This window comes from Gammaproteobacteria bacterium (assembly GCA_016716465.1).
In the GTDB taxonomy this organism is placed as follows: domain Bacteria; phylum Pseudomonadota; class Gammaproteobacteria; order SZUA-140; family SZUA-140; genus JADJWH01.
Genome location: JADJWH010000005.1, coordinates 282,896 through 302,030, shown reverse-complemented (window position 1 = coordinate 302,030; position 19,135 = coordinate 282,896). Strand labels below are relative to the sequence as shown.

22 protein-coding genes are annotated in these 19,135 nt (G+C 67.2%); 1 reads left to right on the top strand and 21 read right to left on the bottom strand.

Features of this window, described 5'->3' with window-relative positions; translation table 11 throughout:
- Positions 1-86: 86 nt before the first annotated feature.
- Positions 87-1,154 (top strand): trypsin-like peptidase domain-containing protein, encoded by a 1,068-nt coding sequence (locus IPM20_12295; GenBank protein ID MBK9132401.1) that lies wholly within the window; start codon positions 87-89, stop codon positions 1,152-1,154.
- 9 nt (positions 1,155-1,163) lie between these two features.
- Here the strand turns inward: IPM20_12295 and tatC are convergent, their stop codons facing one another.
- From tatC to IPM20_12190, 21 genes are all read right to left on the bottom strand, one after another.
- Positions 1,164-1,943, bottom strand: coding sequence for a twin-arginine translocase subunit TatC (gene tatC, locus IPM20_12290; protein MBK9132400.1), 780 nt, complete (start codon positions 1,941-1,943; stop codon positions 1,164-1,166).
- Positions 1,930-2,271: a twin-arginine translocase subunit TatB gene (gene tatB / locus IPM20_12285; GenBank protein MBK9132399.1), complete on the bottom strand. Its 342-nt coding sequence runs from the start codon at positions 2,269-2,271 to the stop codon at positions 1,930-1,932. The genes tatC and tatB overlap by 14 nt, the downstream gene beginning before the upstream one ends.
- A 145-nt stretch (positions 2,272-2,416) precedes the next feature.
- The gene (tatA, locus tag IPM20_12280; protein MBK9132398.1) at positions 2,417-2,662 is read right to left on the bottom strand and encodes a Sec-independent protein translocase subunit TatA; all 246 of its coding nucleotides are present in this window, start codon (positions 2,660-2,662) and stop codon (positions 2,417-2,419) included.
- A gap of 48 nt (positions 2,663-2,710) precedes the next feature.
- A complete protein-coding gene (locus tag IPM20_12275; GenBank protein MBK9132397.1) occupies positions 2,711-3,031 on the bottom strand; it encodes a phosphoribosyl-ATP diphosphatase in 321 nt (106 codons plus the stop codon).
- Between the two features lie 46 nt (positions 3,032-3,077).
- Positions 3,078-3,482, bottom strand: coding sequence for a phosphoribosyl-AMP cyclohydrolase (hisI, locus tag IPM20_12270; GenBank protein MBK9132396.1), 405 nt, complete (start codon positions 3,480-3,482; stop codon positions 3,078-3,080).
- A gap of 23 nt (positions 3,483-3,505) precedes the next feature.
- A complete protein-coding gene (gene hisF, locus IPM20_12265) occupies positions 3,506-4,282 on the bottom strand; it encodes an imidazole glycerol phosphate synthase subunit HisF (GenBank protein MBK9132395.1) in 777 nt (258 codons plus the stop codon).
- On the bottom strand, positions 4,279-5,016 hold the full coding sequence (gene hisA, locus IPM20_12260) for a 1-(5-phosphoribosyl)-5-[(5-phosphoribosylamino)methylideneamino]imidazole-4-carboxamide isomerase (GenBank protein MBK9132394.1): 738 nt from the start codon (positions 5,014-5,016) through the stop codon (positions 4,279-4,281). Before hisA ends, hisF begins: the two co-directional genes overlap by 4 nt.
- 90 nt (positions 5,017-5,106) lie before the next feature.
- A complete protein-coding gene (hisH, locus tag IPM20_12255; protein ID MBK9132393.1) occupies positions 5,107-5,745 on the bottom strand; it encodes an imidazole glycerol phosphate synthase subunit HisH in 639 nt (212 codons plus the stop codon).
- Between the two features lie 49 nt (positions 5,746-5,794).
- Complete coding sequence (gene hisB, locus IPM20_12250) at positions 5,795-6,388, bottom strand: imidazoleglycerol-phosphate dehydratase HisB (protein MBK9132392.1); 594 nt, start codon at positions 6,386-6,388, stop codon at positions 5,795-5,797.
- Positions 6,389-6,467: 79 nt separating this feature from the next.
- A complete protein-coding gene (locus tag IPM20_12245) occupies positions 6,468-7,583 on the bottom strand; it encodes a histidinol-phosphate transaminase (protein MBK9132391.1) in 1,116 nt (371 codons plus the stop codon).
- Positions 7,584-7,596: 13 nt separating this feature from the next.
- Positions 7,597-8,910: a histidinol dehydrogenase gene (hisD, locus tag IPM20_12240; GenBank protein MBK9132390.1), complete on the bottom strand. Its 1,314-nt coding sequence runs from the start codon at positions 8,908-8,910 to the stop codon at positions 7,597-7,599.
- A 49-nt stretch (positions 8,911-8,959) separates the two neighbouring features.
- The gene (locus tag IPM20_12235) at positions 8,960-9,595 is read right to left on the bottom strand and encodes an ATP phosphoribosyltransferase (protein MBK9132389.1); all 636 of its coding nucleotides are present in this window, start codon (positions 9,593-9,595) and stop codon (positions 8,960-8,962) included.
- Positions 9,596-9,617: 22 nt separating this feature from the next.
- Positions 9,618-10,880: a UDP-N-acetylglucosamine 1-carboxyvinyltransferase gene (gene murA, locus IPM20_12230; GenBank protein ID MBK9132388.1), complete on the bottom strand. Its 1,263-nt coding sequence runs from the start codon at positions 10,878-10,880 to the stop codon at positions 9,618-9,620.
- Positions 10,881-10,945: 65 nt separating this feature from the next.
- The gene (locus tag IPM20_12225) at positions 10,946-11,188 is read right to left on the bottom strand and encodes a BolA family transcriptional regulator (GenBank protein MBK9132387.1); all 243 of its coding nucleotides are present in this window, start codon (positions 11,186-11,188) and stop codon (positions 10,946-10,948) included.
- Positions 11,189-11,251: 63 nt separating this feature from the next.
- On the bottom strand, positions 11,252-11,572 hold the full coding sequence (locus IPM20_12220; GenBank protein ID MBK9132386.1) for an STAS domain-containing protein: 321 nt from the start codon (positions 11,570-11,572) through the stop codon (positions 11,252-11,254).
- Positions 11,565-12,200 carry an ABC transporter substrate-binding protein gene (locus tag IPM20_12215; protein MBK9132385.1) on the bottom strand — a complete coding sequence of 212 codons (636 nt, stop codon included), beginning with the start codon at positions 12,198-12,200 and terminating at the stop codon, positions 11,565-11,567. Before IPM20_12215 ends, IPM20_12220 begins: the two co-directional genes overlap by 8 nt.
- A gap of 26 nt (positions 12,201-12,226) precedes the next feature.
- On the bottom strand, positions 12,227-12,703 hold the full coding sequence (gene mlaD / locus IPM20_12210) for an outer membrane lipid asymmetry maintenance protein MlaD (GenBank protein ID MBK9132384.1): 477 nt from the start codon (positions 12,701-12,703) through the stop codon (positions 12,227-12,229).
- A gap of 1 nt (position 12,704) precedes the next feature.
- Positions 12,705-13,487 (bottom strand): lipid asymmetry maintenance ABC transporter permease subunit MlaE, encoded by a 783-nt coding sequence (gene mlaE / locus IPM20_12205; protein ID MBK9132383.1) that lies wholly within the window; start codon positions 13,485-13,487, stop codon positions 12,705-12,707.
- Positions 13,488-13,523: 36 nt separating this feature from the next.
- On the bottom strand, positions 13,524-14,333 hold the full coding sequence (locus IPM20_12200; GenBank protein ID MBK9132382.1) for an ABC transporter ATP-binding protein: 810 nt from the start codon (positions 14,331-14,333) through the stop codon (positions 13,524-13,526).
- A gap of 33 nt (positions 14,334-14,366) precedes the next feature.
- Positions 14,367-15,215, bottom strand: a complete 849-nt coding sequence (locus IPM20_12195) for a carbon-nitrogen hydrolase family protein (GenBank protein ID MBK9132381.1) — start codon at positions 15,213-15,215, stop codon at positions 14,367-14,369.
- Between the two features lie 53 nt (positions 15,216-15,268).
- Positions 15,269-19,123, bottom strand: coding sequence for a TIGR02099 family protein (locus tag IPM20_12190; GenBank protein MBK9132380.1), 3,855 nt, complete (start codon positions 19,121-19,123; stop codon positions 15,269-15,271).
- Positions 19,124-19,135 lie beyond the last annotated feature (12 nt).

Genomic DNA, 19,135 nt, shown 5'->3' with positions numbered 1-19,135 from the left:
CGATCATGCAAATCCGCAGACTGCTTCCCTACCTCAGTCAAGGCGTCATCGTGGGTCTGGCCGTGGGCCTGATCGCGGTATTCCTCATGACGGATACCTTCACCAAGCGGCCGGTGGTGGAACTCAAGGAGTCGGCGCCCGGTGAAACCGCGATCGAACCACAGGCCACGGTATCCTACGCCGGCGCGGTCAGCAAGGCCGCGCCGGCGGTGGTCAATATCCACACCACGAAGACGGTCACGCGCCAGTTCAGCCCCTTCCTGGACGATCCGCTCTTCCGGCGCTTCTTCAACGCGCCAAACGTGCCGCGCGAACAGCAGCAGAACAGCCTGGGCTCCGGCGTCATCGTCAGCGCGGACGGCTACGTCCTCACCAACAACCACGTCGTCGACGGCTCGGATGAGATCCTGGTCGGCCTCAACGACGGCCGCTCGGCGCCGGCAACGGTGATCGGCACCGACCCTGAAAGCGACATCGCCGTGCTGAAGATCGCGCTGGGAAACCTGTCGGTGATCACCCTGGGCGATTCCAACGCACTGCAGGTCGGCGACGTGGTGCTCGCGATCGGCAACCCGTTCGGCGTGGGGCAGACCGTCACCCAGGGCATCGTCAGCGCCACCGGCCGCAGCCAGCTCGGCATATCGACCTTCGAGAACTTCATCCAGACGGACGCGGCGATCAATCCGGGCAACTCGGGCGGGGCGCTGATCGACCCGTACGGTCATCTCGTCGGCATCAATACCGCGATCTTCTCCCGCAGCGGCGGCTCCCAGGGCATCGGTTTCGCCATCCCGACCAGCCTGGCCAAGAGCGTCATGACGCAGATCATCGAGCATGGGGAGGCGATCCGCGGGTGGCTCGGCGTGGAGATCCAGACCCTGACACCGGCGCTGGCGGAATCGTTCGGGCTGCATGACCGGCAGGGACTGATCATCGCCGGCGTACTGAGTGGCGGACCGGCCGCCACTGCCGGCCTGGAGGCGGGCGATATCATCACCGACATCGACGGCACCCCGGTGACGGACGCCAGCGTCGGCCTGAACATGATCGCGCAGACCAAGCCGGGAAGCCGGATCGCCATCAAGGGGCTGCATCAGGGGGAATCGTTCACCCGGGATGTGACCGTCAGCAAACGCCCGCCGCCGGCGCGTTAACCCGTTTCCCTAGCCGGCGCCCTTGTCCTGCGCCGGCTCCTCTTCCTCCGGCTCCTTGCGCACGTAGATACGCGAGATCAGCAGCCCGACCTCGAACAGCAGCCACATCGGCATGGCCAGCATGATCTGGGAAAGCGCGTCGGGCGGGGTGATCACGGCGGCGATGACGAAGCATCCCACGATGATGTAGGAGCGCTTCGACCTGAGGCCCTCCGGCGTGACCAGTCCGGCCCATACCAGCAGGATGGTGGCCACCGGCACCTCGAAGGCCAACCCGAAGGCGAAGAACAGCAGCATGACAAAGCTCAGGTAGCTGCCGATATCGGTCATCATCGCGACGCCGTCGGGGGTGGTCCCCACCATGAAGGTGAACACCATCGGCATCACAATAAAGTACGCGAAGGCCATGCCAGCATAGAACAGCAGCGTGCTCGAGGCCAGCAGCGGGAGGATGAGCCTGCGCTCGCTCCGGTACAATCCCGGCGCCACGAACCCCCATATCTGGTACAGCACCCAGGGCACGGCGAAGAAGAACGAGAGCACGAAGGTAAACTTGAGCGGCACCATGAAAGCGCCGACGACCTCGGTGGAGATCATGGTGGCGCCTTGCGGCAGCCGCTGCATGAGGGGCTGCGCCACGGCGGTGTAGAGTGCATTGGCGAACGGCACCATGGCGAGGAAAACGATGCCGACACCGATCACGACGCGCAGCAGGCGCGAGCGCAGCTCGATCAGGTGACCGATCAACGGCATCTCCGCCTCAGGCGGATACTTCTCAGGTGCCGCCATCGGACTTGGTCCCCGTGTTCGACGCGGCCGCGTCGGGCGCGGATTTCTCCTCGCCTGCGACCGGGGCGTTGATCGGGATGGTGGCCTTGGTTTCGTCGATCACCTTGTGGAGCTCGGCGATCTCGCTTTCCTGCTCGATCTTGCGCGTGAGCTCCTCGGTCCTGGCCAGTTCACGCTGAAACTCGCTCCTGACCTCGCCGGCGACCGAACGCGCCTTCCCCATCCAGCGCCCGATGGTGCGCACCAGGGCGGGAAACTCCTTGGGTCCGACGACCAGGATCGCCACCACGGAGATGATGAGAATTTCGCTGAACCCAATATCGAACATCGGCTTGGCAATCCGAGCGGCCGCCCGGGGCGAAAAAAGGGTGGCTAGGTGGGCATGCGCCGGGGCCCGCTCACGCCCTGGCGACCGGTCGATCCGGAAGACGGGAGGTACGCGATGCTGGGCGGCAGTCCGGACATGGAGCGACTCAGGCCTGGTTCTTCTCGCGCGACTCGACCTTGCCCTCGCCGGCCTTCGGTGCATCGGCCTGCTTGAGGCGGGGCGCTTCCTTGTCTTCTTCCTGGTCCTCGCCCTCGTTCGGGTTGCGCATGGCGTCGCGGAACCCCTTCACCGCCCCGCCCATGTCCTTGCCGATAGAGGCCAGCTTCTTGGTCCCGAACAGCAGGACCACGATCAACAACACCACCAGTAAATGCCAGAGACTGAATCCCATGATCTTGCACCTCAATCACATTGATGTTCGGGCACACCCTCGCCCGTCCTACCGTCCGACCCGGCTGTTCTTCTCCTCGATGCCGGAGACCCCGCTGCGCCGCTCGAGCTCGGCCAGTACTTCCCGCGGTCCCAGACCGCGATGGGCGAGCAGGATCAGGGTATGAAACCACAGGTCCGCCACCTCGCGCACCAGCGCATCGTCACCCTCGGACTGCCCAGCCAACACCACCTCGGTGGCCTCCTCGCCGATCTTTTTCAGGATTGCAGGCAGGCCCTTATTATAGAGCCGGGCCACGTAGGATGTCTCCGGGTCCCCCAGCTTGCGCTGTTCCAGCACGCGTGCCAGATCTGTCAGTACGGTATCCATGAAATCTGCCGTCGAATCTGGATGATGCCCTTGAATATACCGCCTTTCAGCCGCCGGAATCACCATATATATCGGCGGGATCCCTCAGAACCGGGTCGATCGTCTCCCAGCGTCCGTCCCGCAGCCGGCGGAAGAAGCAGCTCTGGCGCCCGGTATGGCAGGCGATGCCGCCTTCCTGTTCAACGCGCAGCAGCACCACATCGCCGTCGCAGTCGAGCCAGAGCTCGCGCACCCGCTGGACATGGCCCGAACTCTCGCCCTTGCGCCACAGGCTGTGGCGCGAACGCGACCAGAACACCGCGCGGCCGCTGGCGGCGGTTTCCGCCAACGCCGCGCGGTCCATCCAGGCGAACATCAGTACGCGGCCACTGGCGTGATCCTGCACGATGGCGGGCACCAGCCCGCTCTTCGTCCACTTCACATCCGCCAGCCAGTCCTCCCCTTCGGGCATGTCGTCAACCTCTCCGCTCAGGGTCAAAGCCGAACCGTGATGCCACGCCCGGCCAGGAAACGCTTCGCATCCTGTACCGTGTGCTGGCCGTAATGAAAGATGCTCGCCGCCAGCACCGCGTCCGCCTTGCCCTTGAGGATGCCGTCGGCCAGGTGCTGCAGTTCCCCCACCCCGCCGGAGGCGATCACCGGCACGCCGACGGCCGCGCTGACCGCCGCGGTCAGCTCGAGATCGTAGCCGTCACGGGTGCCGTCACGGTCCATGCTGGTCAGCAGTATTTCGCCGGCGCCGAGCTCGGCCATGCGGCGTGCCCAGTCCACCGCGTCGATTCCGGTCGACTTGCGGCCGCCGTGGGTGAAGATCTCCCATGCCGGCGCATCCTCCGGACCGCTGACGCGCTTGGCGTCGATGGCCACCACGATGCACTGGGAACCGAAGCGCTCGGCCGCGACGCGCACGAAGTCGGGGTTGGTGATCGCCGCCGTGTTGATGGCGACCTTGTCCGCGCCCGCGTTTAGCATGCGCCGGATATCGGTCACCTCGCGGATACCGCCGCCGACGGTCAGCGGAATGAACACCTGCGCGGCCACCTGCTCGACCACGTGCGCCATCGTCGCGCGCTCCTCGGCACTGGCGGTGATATCGAGGAACACCAGCTCGTCCGCGCCCTGGGCGTCGTAGACCCGGGCGATCTCGACCGGATCGCCGGCATCGGTGATGTTCACGAAGCGGACACCCTTGACGACGCGGCCCTTGTCGACGTCGAGGCAGGGGATGATGCGCTTGGCGAGACCCGTCATCCGGCGAAACCGTCGGCGAGGCGCTGGGCCTCGGCGAAATCCAGCGCCCCCTCGTACAGGGCGCGGCCCAGCACCGCGCCGGTGATGCCGTCGCGCGCATGCCTGCCCAGCGCCTTGATGTCCTCGATGCTGGCGATGCCGCCGGAGGCGATCACCGGTATGGTGACCGCCTGGGCGAGCCGGACGGTGGACTCGATATTGATGCCGTTCATCATGCCGTCACGGCTGATATCCGTATAGACGATGGCGACGACGCCGTCGCGCTCAAAGTGCTGTGCGAGATCGATCACATCGTGATTCGACAGCTTGGACCAGCCATCGATGGCCACCTTCCCCTCACGCGCATCCAGCGCCACGATCACGTGGCCGGGATAGGCAACGGCGGCATCGGCGACGAAGTGGGGCTCATTCACCGCGCTGGTGCCGATGATCACGTAACTGACGCCGATGTCGAGGTAGGCGTCGATCGTCTCCTCGTCGCGGATCCCGCCGCCGATCTGGATCGGCACATCGGGAAAGGCCCTGGCGATGTCCTTGATGACGCGCATGTTGACCGGACGGCCGGCGATCGCGCCATTGAGGTCGACGATATGCAGGCGCCGCGCGCCTTCCTCCACCCAGCGGCCAGCGATCTGTACCGGATCGTCGGAAAAGATCGTGGCGTCATCCATGCGGCCCTGACGCAGGCGCACGCACTGGCCATCCTTGAGATCGATGGCAGGTATCAACAACATGGTACTGTCCTCATACGAAGGGTTACAGACTTGCCAGGAATCACGCTTCTTACCTGTTGCCGGATACACGCGGCTTGCCGCGCCCGGCCGCTAGATCCCGCCGTCCCAGGCGAGAAAATTCGCCAGCAGCTTCAGTCCCGCCTGCTGACTCTTTTCCGGATGGAATTGCACCGCGAATATGTTACCGCGCGCCAGCGCCGCGGCAAACGAAACGCCGTAATCGGTCGTCGCGGCGACCACCGCGGCATCGCGCGGTTCCACATAGTAGCTGTGCACGAAGTAGAAATAGCTGTCCTGGGCGATCCCCTCCCACAGAGCGTGGGCATGTGCCTGATGGACGCGATCCCAGCCCATGTGGGGGATCTTGAGCGGTTCCGCGCCGGGGTCGCCGCCGGGAAACCGCACGGTACGCCCGGGCACGATACCGAGGCCGGAGGTACCGCCATTCTCTTCGCTAAAATCCAGCAGGGCCTGCATGCCGAGACAGATGCCGAGGAACGGACGGGTGCGGGCGCATTCACGGATCACGTCGTCGAGCTCCAGCCGCTGCAATTCAGACATGCAGTCGCGCAACGCGCCCACACCGGGGAACACCACATGGTCGGCATGCAGGATGCGCTCCGGGTCGTAGCTGACCTCGATCTGGGCGTCGCCGCCGACGTATTCCAGCGCCTTGGACACGGAACGGATGTTGCCCATGCCGTAATCGATTACCGCTACCGTCGTCATGGGATTGTATCCATCGTCCGCTCGAACGAAAAACCTGGCCAGGCAGGAATCAGAGGCTGCCCTTGGTCGACGGCATGATGCCCGCCCCGCGCGGATCCGGCTCCACCGCCGCGCGCAACGCGCGACCAAAGGCCTTGAATATTGTCTCCGCGATATGGTGTGCGTTGACTCCGCGCAGGCAGTCGATATGCAGGGTGACGAGCGCGTGGTTGACGAAGCCGCGGAAAAACTCCTGCAGCAGGTCGACGTCCATCTCCCCGATGCGCGCGCGCGGAAAGACCACATGGTAATCCAGGCCGGGACGGCCCGACAGATCGATCACCACGCGCGACAGGGCCTCGTCCAGCGGCACGTAGGCGTGGCCGTAACGGCGAATGCCGTGCTTCTCGCCGAGCGCCCGCGCCAACGCCTGGCCGAGCACGATGCCGATGTCCTCCACGGTGTGATGGGCATCGATGTGGATGTCCCCTTCGGCATGCAACTCGATGTCGATCATGCCGTGGCGCGCGACCTGGTCCAGCATATGATCGAGAAACGGCACCGGGGTATGGAACACGGCCCGTCCCGTGCCGTCGAGATCGACCGTCGCGGAGATACGGGTCTCCCGGGTGTCGCGTTTAACCGTGGCCTTACGTTCTCCCATCCATCCTTCTCCAACATGAACGCCAATATAATGGCACAACCCGTCTTCGCGTGCGAATCGACCCCGCGGCCCGGGGTTATTACAGCACTGCGGCCAGAGCCGTCAAAAAGGCCTGGTTTTCCTCGGGGGTGCCGACCGTGACGCGCAGGCAATCCCGCAGCGCATCACCGGCGCCGTCCAGATTCTTGATCAGCACCCCGCGTTCACGCAGCCCGGCGAAGATCTCGCCGCCGCGCCCGGCCGGGGCGCGAAACAGGATGAAGTTCGCCCGGCTCGGATAGACGGTCAGACCGCGGCAGGCGCGCAGGGCCGCGAGCAGTCCCTCGCGGTCGGCGCGCAGGCGTCCCGCCTGCTCCTCCAGCATGGTGCGGTGGCGCAGGGCGAAGGCCGCGCTCGCCTGCGTCAGCACATTGATATTGTAGGGCAGGCGGATCTTGTCCAGTTCCGTGATCCATTCAGGCCGGCCCGCGAGCATGCCGAGGCGCAGGCCGGCCAGCCCCATCTTGGACAGGGTGCGCAACACCAGCAGATTGGGATGGTCATGCAGCCAGTCCATCAGCGTCGTCTCGGAGAAGGCCTGATAGGCCTCGTCGACCACCACCAGGCCGGGCGCCGCCTCGATCACGGCGCGCACGGTCTCCGCGTCGAACAGTCCACCGGTCGGATTGTTCGGATAATCGAGCAGTACCAGCGCGGGGCGGCGGCGCGCGATCTCCGCCAGCACCGTCTCGCGCTCGAGGGCAAAGTCGGTGGCACGCAGCGGCACGCCGACAAAATCCAGGCCGGTAAAGATCGAGATCATGCGGTACATGCTGAACGCCGGCTGCGGCGCCAGCGCGACGCGTCCCGGGGCGGCCACGGCGAGCGCGACGATCTGCAGCAGTTCGTCCGAACCGTTGCCGAGCAGCAGATCCATCCCGCGCGGCACCCCGAAGAACGCGCGCAGCTCGCGCTTGAGCGCGTCCGCGCCGGGATCGGGATAACGGTTGAGCGCGACCTCCCGCAGCGTCTCCAGCCAGGCCTCGACCACGGCCGGCGGCCAGCGGTAGGGATTCTCCATCGCGTCGAGCTTGATCAGGCCGGCGGCCGGCGGCACATGATAGGCGTTGAGCGCGCGGATCTCCGGACGCACCCACTGCTCGATGCGGGCGCGGATGGCGGCGTCGGCGGGCGCGGATGCGGAAGAGGACGTCATGATGCCGCCGGGACTATGCCCCGCCCTCGCCGTCAACGCGGTACTGCGCCGACCGCGCATGCGCGGTCAGGCCCTCGCTGCGGGCCAGCGCCGCGGCGGTGCGGCCCAGGACGGCGGCGCCCGCCGGCGTGCACTGGATCAGGCTGGAGCGCTTCTGGAAATCATAGACCCCGAGCGGCGACGAGAAGCGCGCGGTGCGCGAGGTCGGCAGCACGTGGTTGGGGCCGGCGATGTAGTCGCCGATCGCCTCGGCCGTATGCCGCCCGAGGAAGATCGCGCCGGCGTGGCGGATCTTGCGTGCGAGCGCGAGCGGGTCCGCCACCGACAGCTCGAGGTGCTCGGGCGCGATATGATTGGCCACCGCGGCGGCATCGTCGAGATCGCGCACGCGGATCAGCGCCGCGCGCTTCGACATCGAGGTGCGAATGATGTCGGCGCGCTCCATCCGCGGCAGCAGGCGCTCGATGCTCTGCGCCACGCGGTCGAGATAGGCCGGATCCGGGCACAACAGGATCGACTGCGCGTCCTCGTCGTGTTCGGCCTGTGAGAACAGGTCCATCGCGATCCAGTCCGGATTCGTCGCGCCGTCGCAGATCACCAGGATCTCGGACGGCCCGGCGATCATGTCGATGCCGACCGTGCCGTACACCATGCCCTTGGCGGTGGCGACATAGATGTTGCCGGGGCCGACGATCTTGTCCACGCGCGGGAGGGTCTCGGTCCCGTAGGCGAGCGCGGCGACCGCCTGCGCCCCGCCGCAGGCGAACACGCGGTCCACGCCGGCGATGCAGGCGGCGGCCAGCACCAGTTCGTTCACCGCGCCGTCCGGCGTCGGCACCACCATGATCAGCTCGGGCACGCCGGCGACCTTGGCGGGGATCGCATTCATGATCACGGTGGACGGATACGAGGCCTTGCCGCCCGGGACATAGAGCCCGACGCGGTCGAGCGGCGTGACCTGCTGACCCAGCAGGGTGCCGTCCGGCTCGGTGTACGTCCAGGAATCGGCCTTCTGATGCTCGTGATAGCTGCGCACGCGCACGGCGGCCAGCTCCAGGTCCGCGCGGTGATCGGCGGGGAGGCCGTCCAGCGCCTGGCGCAGGCGCGCGGCCGGGATCTCGAGCCCCCGCGCCGTGGCCGCCTCGACCCGGTCGAAACGCCGGGTGTATTCCAGCAGGGCGGCATCGCCGCGCCGGCGCACGTCGGCCAGGATGGCGCGCACCGTCTCGTTGACCCCCGCATCGGAGACGCTTTCCCAGGCGAGCAGCTCATCAAGCCGGGAGTAGAATCCGGAATCCGCCGTGTCCAGTCTCTTGATGCCGAGCATATGTCACCACTGCAATGGAGAGTAAAACCGCGTTCAACGATCGCGCCGGTCAGGCACCCTTGTTGTGGTCCACCGCCGCCTCGAGCTGCGCGATCAGACCCTTGACCTGTTCATGCTTCATCTTCATCGCCGCCTTGTTGACGATCAGGCGGGAACTGATGTCGGCGATGTTTTCGTAGGGCCGCAGGCCGTTGGCGCGCAGCGTGCTGCCGCTGTCCACCAGATCGACGATCAGGTCCGCCAGGTCGACCAGCGGCGCCAGCTCCATCGATCCGTACAGCTTGACGATCTCGACCTGTTCGCCGCGCGCGGCGAAGTAGCGCCGGGCCGTCTCGACGTACTTTGTCGCGACGCGCGCGCGCCGGGGGCGCGGCACGGGCTGTTCCGGACCCGCGAGCATCAGGCGGCAGCACGCAATGCGGAGATCGAGCGGTTCGTACAGCCCGCCACCGCCGTATTCCATCAGCACATCCTTGCCGGCGATGCCCATGTCGGCGGCCCCGTACTCGACGAAGGTCGGCACGTCGGCGGCGCGAATCACCACGAGGCGGACATCTTCACGACGGGTCTCGAAAATCAGCTTGCGGCTGGTATGCGGGTCATCGACGGGGACGATGCCGGCGCGGGCCAGCAACGGCAAAGTCTCGAGCAGGATGCGTCCCTTCGATACCGCGATGGTGATCATGCCCCACCCTTGTCGCCGCCCGTCACAGCTTCGGCACCCGGCGGATATCGGCGCCGAGCGAGGCCAGCTTTTCCTCGATGCACTCGTAGCCGCGGTCGATGTGATAGATGCGGTCGACCACCGTCTTCCCCTCCGCCACCAGACCGGCCAGCACCAGACTCGCCGAGGCGCGCAGGTCGGTCGCCATCACCGGCGCCCCGGCAAGCGTGTCCGTCCCGCGGCTGAAGATCGTGTTGCCTTCCAGGCGCAGGTCGGCGCCCATGCGCTGCAGCTCGGGCACGTGCATGAAACGATTCTCGAACACGGTCTCGGTGATGGTACCGGAACCGCTGGCGATGGAGTTCAGCGTGGCGAACTGCGCCTGCATGTCGGTCGGGAATGCCGGATAGGGCGCCGTGCGCACGTCGACCGCCTCGGGCCGCCGGCCGCGCATATCGAGTTCGATCCAGTTGTCGCCTGTTTCGATCGAAGCCCCGGCCTCGCGCAGCTTGGCCAGCACCGCGTCGAGGATGTCCGGGCGCGTCTTCTTCACCCGGATGCGGCCGCCGGTGATTGCCGCGGCGACCAGATAGGTGCCGGTCTCGATACGGTCGGGCAGGATTGAATACGTGGTTCCGCTGAGTTCCTGGACGCCCTCGACGACGATGGTATCGGAGCCGGCCCCGCTGATCTTCGCGCCCATCTGGTTGAGGCAGTTGGCCAGGTCGACCACTTCGGGCTCGCGCGCCGCATTCTCGATCACGGTGGTGCCTTCGGCGAGCGCGGCGGCCATCATAATGTTCTCCGTGCCGGTCACGGTCACCATGTCGAGAAACAGGCGTACGCCCTTCAGCCGGGGCGCCCGTGCGCGAATATAGCCTCCCTTCACCTCGATCTGGGCGCCCATCGCCTCCAAGGCGCTGATGTGCAGATCCACCGGCCGGGTGCCGATCGCGCAGCCACCCGGAAGGGAGACGTCGGCCTGCCCGAAACGCGCCAGCAAGGGACCGAGCACCAGGATCGAGGCGCGCATGGTCTTGACCAGATCATAGGGGGCGCAGAATTCCTGGATGTCGGAGGCATCGGTCTCGACGTTCATGTTTTCATCCACCATCAGTCGCACGCCCATCCGGCCGAGCAGCTCCATGGTGGTGGTGATATCGTGCAGGTGCGGCACATTGCAGACGGTCACCGGCTCCGGGGTCAGCAGCGTGGCGGCCAGGATGGGCAGGGCGGCGTTCTTCGCGCCGGAGATGCTGATGGAGCCGTCGAGCGGCACGCCACCGGTGATGATCAGTTTATCCATGGTTTTGGGTGGATCTTTCGCTCGTTCAGGAAAAAAATTCAGCGCGCCCGCGCGGGGCCACCGCCTTAACGTACGCCGCGCCGCGCCCACTCCTCCGGCGTGTACGGCCGGATCGACAGGGCGTGGATGGCGCCGCGCATGCCGTCGCCCAGCGTGGCGTACACCATGCGATGCTTCTCCAGCAGGGTCTTGCCGCCAAAGGCGGCCGACACCACATCCGCCTCGAAGTGGGTCCCGTCACCGCTGACGTACGCCTCGCAGCCGGGAATCCCCGCCTCGATCATGCGCCTGATTTCATCCGCCTGCATATTCTCCCACCCCAGATTGAAAGTCGAAAGCCAGGCGGCGCGGACGCCGCCACCCGGGGCCTGTCACCGCGCCTCGTCCGTCCCGCCCGCGGGCAGGATGGCATCGAGGCCGCTCACGCGGGCGATCGCCCGCAGCTGCGCCGGCATGTTCCGGATCTCGATGCTGGCGCGGTTGCGGCGCGCGACCCGCAGCCACTCGATCAGCAGCGCCAGCCCGGCGCTGTCCGCCCGGGTGACTCCGCCGAGGTCGAGCCGGACCGCGCCCGCGCGCCCCGCGAGCAACGCGGCGCCGCGTTCGAGCAAGGCGGGCACGGTGGAAAAATTCAGCTCCCCGTTAACGCTCAAGGCCGCCGGATCGCCGGGATCGACCCGGATCTCACTCATTGGCCGCCTGCTGGTTGCGCTCGTGCAGTTTCTGGATCAGCGCGGCCAGGCCGCCGCTGCGAATCTCGCCGGCGAAGGTCCCGCGGTAATTCACCACCAGGCTCACGTTATCGATCTTCACGTCGAACACCTTCCAGGCGTCACCCTTGCGGTACAGGCTGTAATCGATCGGGATCGGCGGCCCGCCGGCCTGCTCGACCTCGGTCTGGACGACCGTATCGCCCTCGCCCGCCTTGCCGCGCGCGGGGAGGAAACTGATCTTCTGATCGGAGTACTTGAGCATCGCCGTGGCATAGGTGCGCACCAGCAGCAGACGGAACTCCTCCACGAACTGCTGCCGCTCCTCCGGCGTCGCGCCGCGCCAGTTCTTGCCCAGCACCAGTTGCGACATGCGCTCGAAATCGAAATGGGGGAGGATGTATTCCTCCACGACGCCGTAGATCAGGCCGGGCCGCTGCTCCAGTTCCGCGTGCCGCTGCTGCAGAACCTTCTGCACCTCGGCCGACGTGTCGCGTACCAGGTCGAGGGCCCCGTCCCCGCCGGCCCGCGCCGGAGCCGCGCCCACGGCAAGGACCAGCAGCAGGCCGGCCAGTGCGGCGCAGGACCGGCCAGCCCGGACCGCGGGCATGAAGCGCTCGAACAATGAGATCATGACTACTGCTTCGCCGCGCCTTCCGCGGCCTGGCTGAACAGAAACTGACCGATGATCCGCTCCAGCACCAGCGCCGACTGTGTCAGGGTCAGGCGGTCACCGTCCTTGAGGTAGCTGTCGGAACCGCCCGGCTCCAGGCTGATGTACTGCTCGCCGAGCAGCCCGGAGGTATAGATCCCGGCGGTGGTGTCCGTCGGCAGCCGGTCGTATTTCGGGTCGATCACCATGCTGACCTCGGCCTCGTAGCTCTCCTGATCGTATTCGATCGCCACCACGCGCCCGATCCTGACGCCGCTGGCGCTCACCGGCGACTGCACCTTGAGTCCCCCGATGTTGTCGAAGTGCGCCTTCAGATGGTAGCCATCCTTGACGCTGAAGGCGTTCAGGTTGCTGACCTTCATCGCGAGCATGAACAGCGCGGCGATCCCCGCCGCGACGAACAGCCCGACCGTAATCTCGACCATCTTGCCGTTTATCATATCAAATGTCCCCGAACATCAGCGCGGTCAATACGAAATCCAGGCCCAGCACGGCCAGCGAGGCATACACCACCGTGCGCGTGGTGGCGCGGCTGACGCCCTCCGTGGTCGGCACGGCGTCGTAGCCCTCGAAGACCGCGATCCACGTCACCACGACACCGAAGACGATGCTCTTGATGATGCCGTTGAGCACGTCCTCGCGCCAGTCGACCTTGGCCTGCATCTGGGACCAGAAGGCCCCGTCGTCGACGCCGAGCAGGCCCACGCCGACGAAATATCCGCCCATGATGCCGACGGCGCTGAAGATCGTCGCCAGCAGGGGCATGGAAATCATGCCGGCGAGGAAACGCGGGGCCACGATCCGCCGGATCGGATCCACCGCCATCATCTCCATGCCGGACAGCTGTTCGGTTGCCTTCATCAGCCCGATCTCCGCGGTCAGCGCCGAGCCGGCCCGCCCGGCGAACAGCAGGGCCGCCACCACCGGCCCGAGTTCGCGCAGCAGCGACAGGGCGACCACCGGGCCGAGCGAGGCCTCGGCCCCGAAATCCACCAGCGTATTGTAGGTCTGCAGACCCAGCACCATGCCGACATTGAGGCCGGACACCACGATGATGACCAGCGACAGCACACCCACCGAATGGAGCTGGGCGATCACCAGGCCGGGATGGGTGACCAGGGCAGGAATGCCGGCAAAGACGCGCAGCACGAACAGGTGCGCGCGGCCCAGGCGCTCGAAGAAACCGAGTCCGCCGCGCCCGAGGCGCTGCAGCAGGTTGATCATGCGCGCAGCCCTCCGGCCCGCCGCCGCGTCCAGGCGTCACGCATCCAGCAGATCCTGCGCCAGTTCCACGGCCGGATAGTGGAACGGGACCGGCCCGTCCGGCTGGGCGTCGAGAAACTGTCGCACCCAGGGCGAAGTGGAGCGACCGAGTTCCGCCGGCGCGCCCTGGCCGATCACCTTGCCGTTCGAGATCATATAAATGTAGTCCGAGATGGCGGAGACTTCCTGCACGTCATGCGACACGATGATGCTGGTCATCCCCAGGCTGTCATTGAGCATGCGGATCAGCTTCATGATCACGCCCACCGTGATGGGGTCCTGCCCGGTGAAGGGCTCGTCGTACATGATCATCATCGGATCGAGCGCGATGGCGCGCGCCAGCGCCACGCGCCGGGCCATGCCGCCGGACAGCTCCGAGGGCATCAGGTCGCGCGCGCCGCGCAGCCCGACCGCCTGCAGCTTGAGCAATACCAGGTCGCGAATAAGGGATTCAGTCAGGAGGGTGTGCTCGCGCAGCGGATAGGCGACATTGTCATACACGCTGAGCGAGGTGAACAGCGCCCCGGTCTGAAACATCATGCCCATGCGCTTGCGCAGCTCGAACAAGGCCTTGCGGCGCAGGGTGGTTACCTCGGCGCCATCCACGCTGACGCTGCCGGAATCGGGGCGCAACTGCCCGCCGATCAGGCGCAGCAGGGTCGTTTTGCCGGTGCCGCTCGGACCCATGATGGCGGTGACCGCGCCGCGCCGGATATTGATGTCGACATCGTCGAAGATAACCCGCCGCCCGAACCGGAACACCAGGTTGCGGACGCTGACCAGATTTTCCGAGCCTCCGGTCATCATCCCGACACTGTAGGAAACGGCTGCATCGGGCTATTATCGACCCGGTTCGCCCGGCAGACCAGCGGAAATTTCACGGCGCCGATGCTGCAGGGAAGGGAAATTGCGGCGGATGCGCGCCAGATAGGCGAGATCGATGTCGGCGCTGATCACACCGGCGCCGCGCGGCAGGCGCTCCAGCACCGCGCCCCACGGGTCGACGATCATGCTGTCGCCATAGGTCTCGCGGCCGTTGAAATGATAACCGCCCTGCGCCGCCGCGATCATGTAGCACTGATTCTCGATGGCGCGCACGCGCACGAGGGATTCCCAGTGCGCCTTGCCGGTCAGGGCGGTGAACGCGGACGGCAGCGCGATGATCTCCACCTGCAGATCGGACATGCGGCGGAACAGCTCGGGGAAACGCAGGTCGTAGCAGACCGCGAGGCCGAGGCGGCCGAACGGCGTATCCACCACCACCACCCGCTCGCCTGGCGCGATGGTCTGTGATTCGGCGTAGCGTTCCCCGCTCTGTTCGAGCATGACGTCGAACAGGTGCATCTTGTCATAGCGCGCCACCCGCTTGCCCTGTGCGTCGAACACCAGACAGGACGCGTATACCTTGTCGGCGGCGGACGCGACCAGCGGCAGCGTGCCGCCCACGATCCAGATCCCGTACTCGCGCGCGCGCGCAGCAAGGAAATCCTGGATCGGCCCGCGCCCGTCCTCCTCCCGCACCTGGACCTTGTCGCGCTCGCTCATGCCCATTAGCGCGAAATTCTCCGGCAGCACCACCAGCTCGGCGCCCGCGGCGGCGGCGCGCGCCAGCAGGCGCCCGGCCTCCATCAGGTTGGTGGTGACGCTCGGCCCCGAGGCCATTTGTATCGCAGCGACTCGACTGTGCATCTCGGCTTCTCTCTGGCGGTCCGTACGCCGGGCGAATTTCCGGCGCGCAAATATTACCTGTTATCGGGGCGCTCCGCATCCTGCAGGCGTTCGATCACCGGATCGCTCCAGCTCCCGGTGACGCGATAGGTGATCCGCGTCAGACGCTCGATGTTCGGCCTGAGCATCTTTTCCATCAAGAGGATCACGGCGCCAACCCCGACGCCCCCGGCGACGGCGCCGGCGACCGGCAGGCCGGAGGTCACGCTCGGCGTCACCTCGACGGTCTGGTCATAGGTCCTGGCCGCGAGGTCGATACCGCCGTCGACCGTGATCTTCGCCGCCGGACCGTCCATGAACAGGTCGTGGGTCGAGGCGCGGCCGTCCTGGATCACGAAGTTTCCCCGGATGCGATCGAAGCTGAACCCCTTGCGGAAAAAATCGCTGAAGTCGAGGCTCAGGCGGCGCGGCAGATACTGCAGGCTGAGCAGGCCGAAGATGCGCCCCGCGCCCGGTTCGACCTCAAGCAGACGGCCGTTCTCGATCTTCATGCCCACCGATCCATCGAGATTTTCCAGCGCGAATGCGGTGGGCGGCCCGTCCCAGCTTGCATTGATGTCGAACTGCCCCTTGCCGTCATCAATAGTGTCGGCATAGCCCAGGCGCGCCAGCGCCGCGCCGAAATCGTCGCTGTCGAACTTGATGCTGAACGCCGAGGACTGCCCGGACCCGGCCACGATCCAGTGGCCCCGGGCATCGACGCGCATGTGCTGGGAAGACAGCAGAAGGTGATCCAGGTGCAGGCCGGCCTCCTGGCGCGAGGCGGCGAGATCGAGACTGCCGAAGGCGATGTCGTTGTAGCGGAAATCCCGGCTGCGGATGCGCACCGCGGGAAGTTCGCGCGGATCCGGCGCCCGTGCCGCTGCCGCCCCCTCCCCGGGGTCCGCCTCCGGCGATGACGCCGCCAGGTAGAGCCGATCGAGGTCCAGGGTCCAGGGCATGCGCGGATCCGCCGGAATGGAGATGGCGCCCTGTAATTCCGCGCTGGCGAGCTGCAACTCCCAACCCGGCGTGCCATGCGTGCCCGCGATATGCGCCTGATGGTAGCTGCGCCCGAAGAATTCCGCCTCGTCCGCGAACAGGTCGACCTCCGTGACGGGTGGGGCCTCCGCGCCGGCCCTGTCGTCCGCCTCCGCTCCGGCGCTGAGTGCCCCGGCCCATTCCGAGTACGACAGCCGTTCTAGCCGACCGGCGATACGCAGGCCGCTGCGGTCCGGGAGCGCCGCCTCGCCGTCGCCGACGCGCAGCTCGCCGCGGCGCAGGTGCAGATCGTCGTCCAGCTCAAACAGGCCGGAAAGGCGATCGTCCATCCGCATGCGAACGGGGCGCTCGCTGGCGCGCGGTACCGCGGCGTCGATCTCCATCCGCAGCGGCTCGCCCGCCGGCTTGCGCAGGGGTGGCGGAAGATCCAGCTCCGCCTCGGACAGATCGACCGTGACCGAAAGCCCGGGCCGGGTATCCGCCGCCTCATGCCCCGGGATGCTCAGCTCCGCGTCCCACGGCAGGGCGCCGCGGATTCGGCTCAGCACGGGGAGGCGGGACCAGCGCTCGAGCACTGCGGTTTCGGCCCGGCCGGCGGCGCTGACCCGCGTCTGCGTCCCCTCCGCACCGCTCACCGTCAGGACGTCGATGCGAGCCGGCAGGCCGACGATGTCCGCCTCGATGCCATGCGCCTCCAGACCGGCCTCGGAAAAACCCAGTTCACCCCGGATCCGGTCCATGTCGAAACCGCCGCCGCTGGTCCTGAGACGGCTGCCGTCCAGATGCAGGCGGCCATCGACCCGCGTCGACGCGGCATCGTTCAGCGGGATGGCCAGCCGGAGATCGAGCCGGCTGTCGCCCTGCGCCTGCAGATCGGCGACATAGGCCCCGAAACGCTCGCGCAACGGACTTTCGCGCAGATAGCGCAGCACGTCCTGCGTCGGCCCCTTCACCCGGCCGTCGACATCGAGGACGGCCGGGTGACCACCCATATCGGCGATGACGACACTGGCCTCCGTCACCATGGAGGCGAGGCTGCGCCCGTCGGCCGCATGGATCTCCATGCGGCGGCCGTCGAACACGACGTTCGCCTCGATCTGGTCGAGCGGCGGCCAATCGGCAGCATAGTCCAGCACCCCCTTGCGCACGTCGAAATCGATACGGAACCGGCCGTCACCATGATCGAAGGGAAATGCCCCCGGGGCACCGTAGTACATCAGCGTCCCGCGCGGCACCGATCCGTCCAGGATCGCGCGATCCAGCCAGCGCACCGTCCCTTCCGGCATCACGCCCACCGGCAGGTAGCGCGAGGTGTGCTCCACTGAGTCCGCCGCAAAACCGCCGAACACGGCGAGGGTCGGCGCCTGGCCACCGGCCGGGGCCTCGAAGCCGCCCCACAACTGCATCACCACGTCCTCGTTGCGCAGCTCCAGCCGCGGCGCCGATACGCGCCAGCCGTCGGCATCGCGCGTCCAGCGCAGGTCCCCGCGCAGGACATCCACCGGCAGGGGGGCGCGAAACAGATGCGGAAAACGCACAGCGGCCGCAGCGGCGTCCAGCTCGATGCGCCCCCCCGCCGGATCCGCGACGAGCCGGCCGTCCATGCCCGACATGCCCGGCACCCGCTCCCATGGAGAGGTGGACAGCTCCTCGAAATCCGCCCGCACCAGGGACGGCACGGGTGAAGATCCGTCGAACACCAGATCGACATCGCGCAGGCGTCCACGGGGATCCAGTTGTGCGAGGGCCTCGGTCCAGCGCGGCGACAGCGCATCGCTCAGCGCCAGCAGCCCGGCCGCATCACCCACATCGACATACGCGGCGTGCAGGCGCAGGGCGCCCGGCGCGGTGTCGCGGGCCTCCCGATACTGCAGGCCGAATGCGCTGGCGGGCCACGCCCCGTCGGCGCGGGCGAGGCTAAAGTCATTGACGTCCACGCGCCAGCCGGCGTCCTCCCGGCGCCAGGCGAAGCGGCCGGCGACCGCATCGATAGCCAAGGCCGGCGCGGTCTCCGCGCGCGCGCCGGCCAGCCGGATACCCGCGGCCGAGGCGAAGCCCTCCAGCCGCGTCACGCGCCCGTCCCGCCATTCGCCCCACAGACGGGCGCTGGCCGCGCCATCGCGCAGCTGCAGGCCGGCGAGCGCGGTCTCCTGCAGCAGCTCGGCCAGGCGCAGCCCGGCGCCGTCGACATAGAAACGCGCCTCCCAGCCCCGCGGACCGGGGACATCGCCATGAGCGTCGACCGCGAAGGAAAAACGTTGTCCGATCAGTTCCGGCAGCAGGGCCGATCCGGTGAAACGATGGCGCGCCCCGGAATTATCCATTTCGAGATTCACGGCGCTGAAGTGGAGCTCGGCCGGCGTCGGCCCGCGGCGGTCGATCCAGTCCAGCTCGACGTCTTCCACCGCGAGGCGGCCCTGGGCCAGCAGCCAGGCCAGCAACGGGTCGGCCCCGCCGCCGGGAACCGTCTCCGAAGCCGCCGGCACGCCGATGCCCGCGACGGTCAGCGCGCCATCCTCGGCGCGGGTGACGGCCAGGCTCGCCCCGGAGACGCCGAGGCGGTCGAGGTACCAGCCGCCGCGCAGCAGGGAGACCAGCAGGTCGACCTCGATTTCGCCGCGGGCGAAACGTACCAGTTCGCGGCCGCTTTCCCGGTCGTGCAGGCTGATCCCGGACATTCGCACACGCGGTCCGAAGCCGCGCCAGTCGACGCTGACGGACCCGATCTCGATGCGTTGCCCGATCAGTTCGCCGACCTTGCGCTCGAGGACGTCGTGGTATCCGGCCGCATAGGGCGCCAGCAGGCGCGCGACGGACAGCAGCGCGGCGAACAGGATGATCAGGCCCGCCCCGAACAGCCACAAGCGGCTATACAAGAGGCGGATCAAGGGCAAATCCCC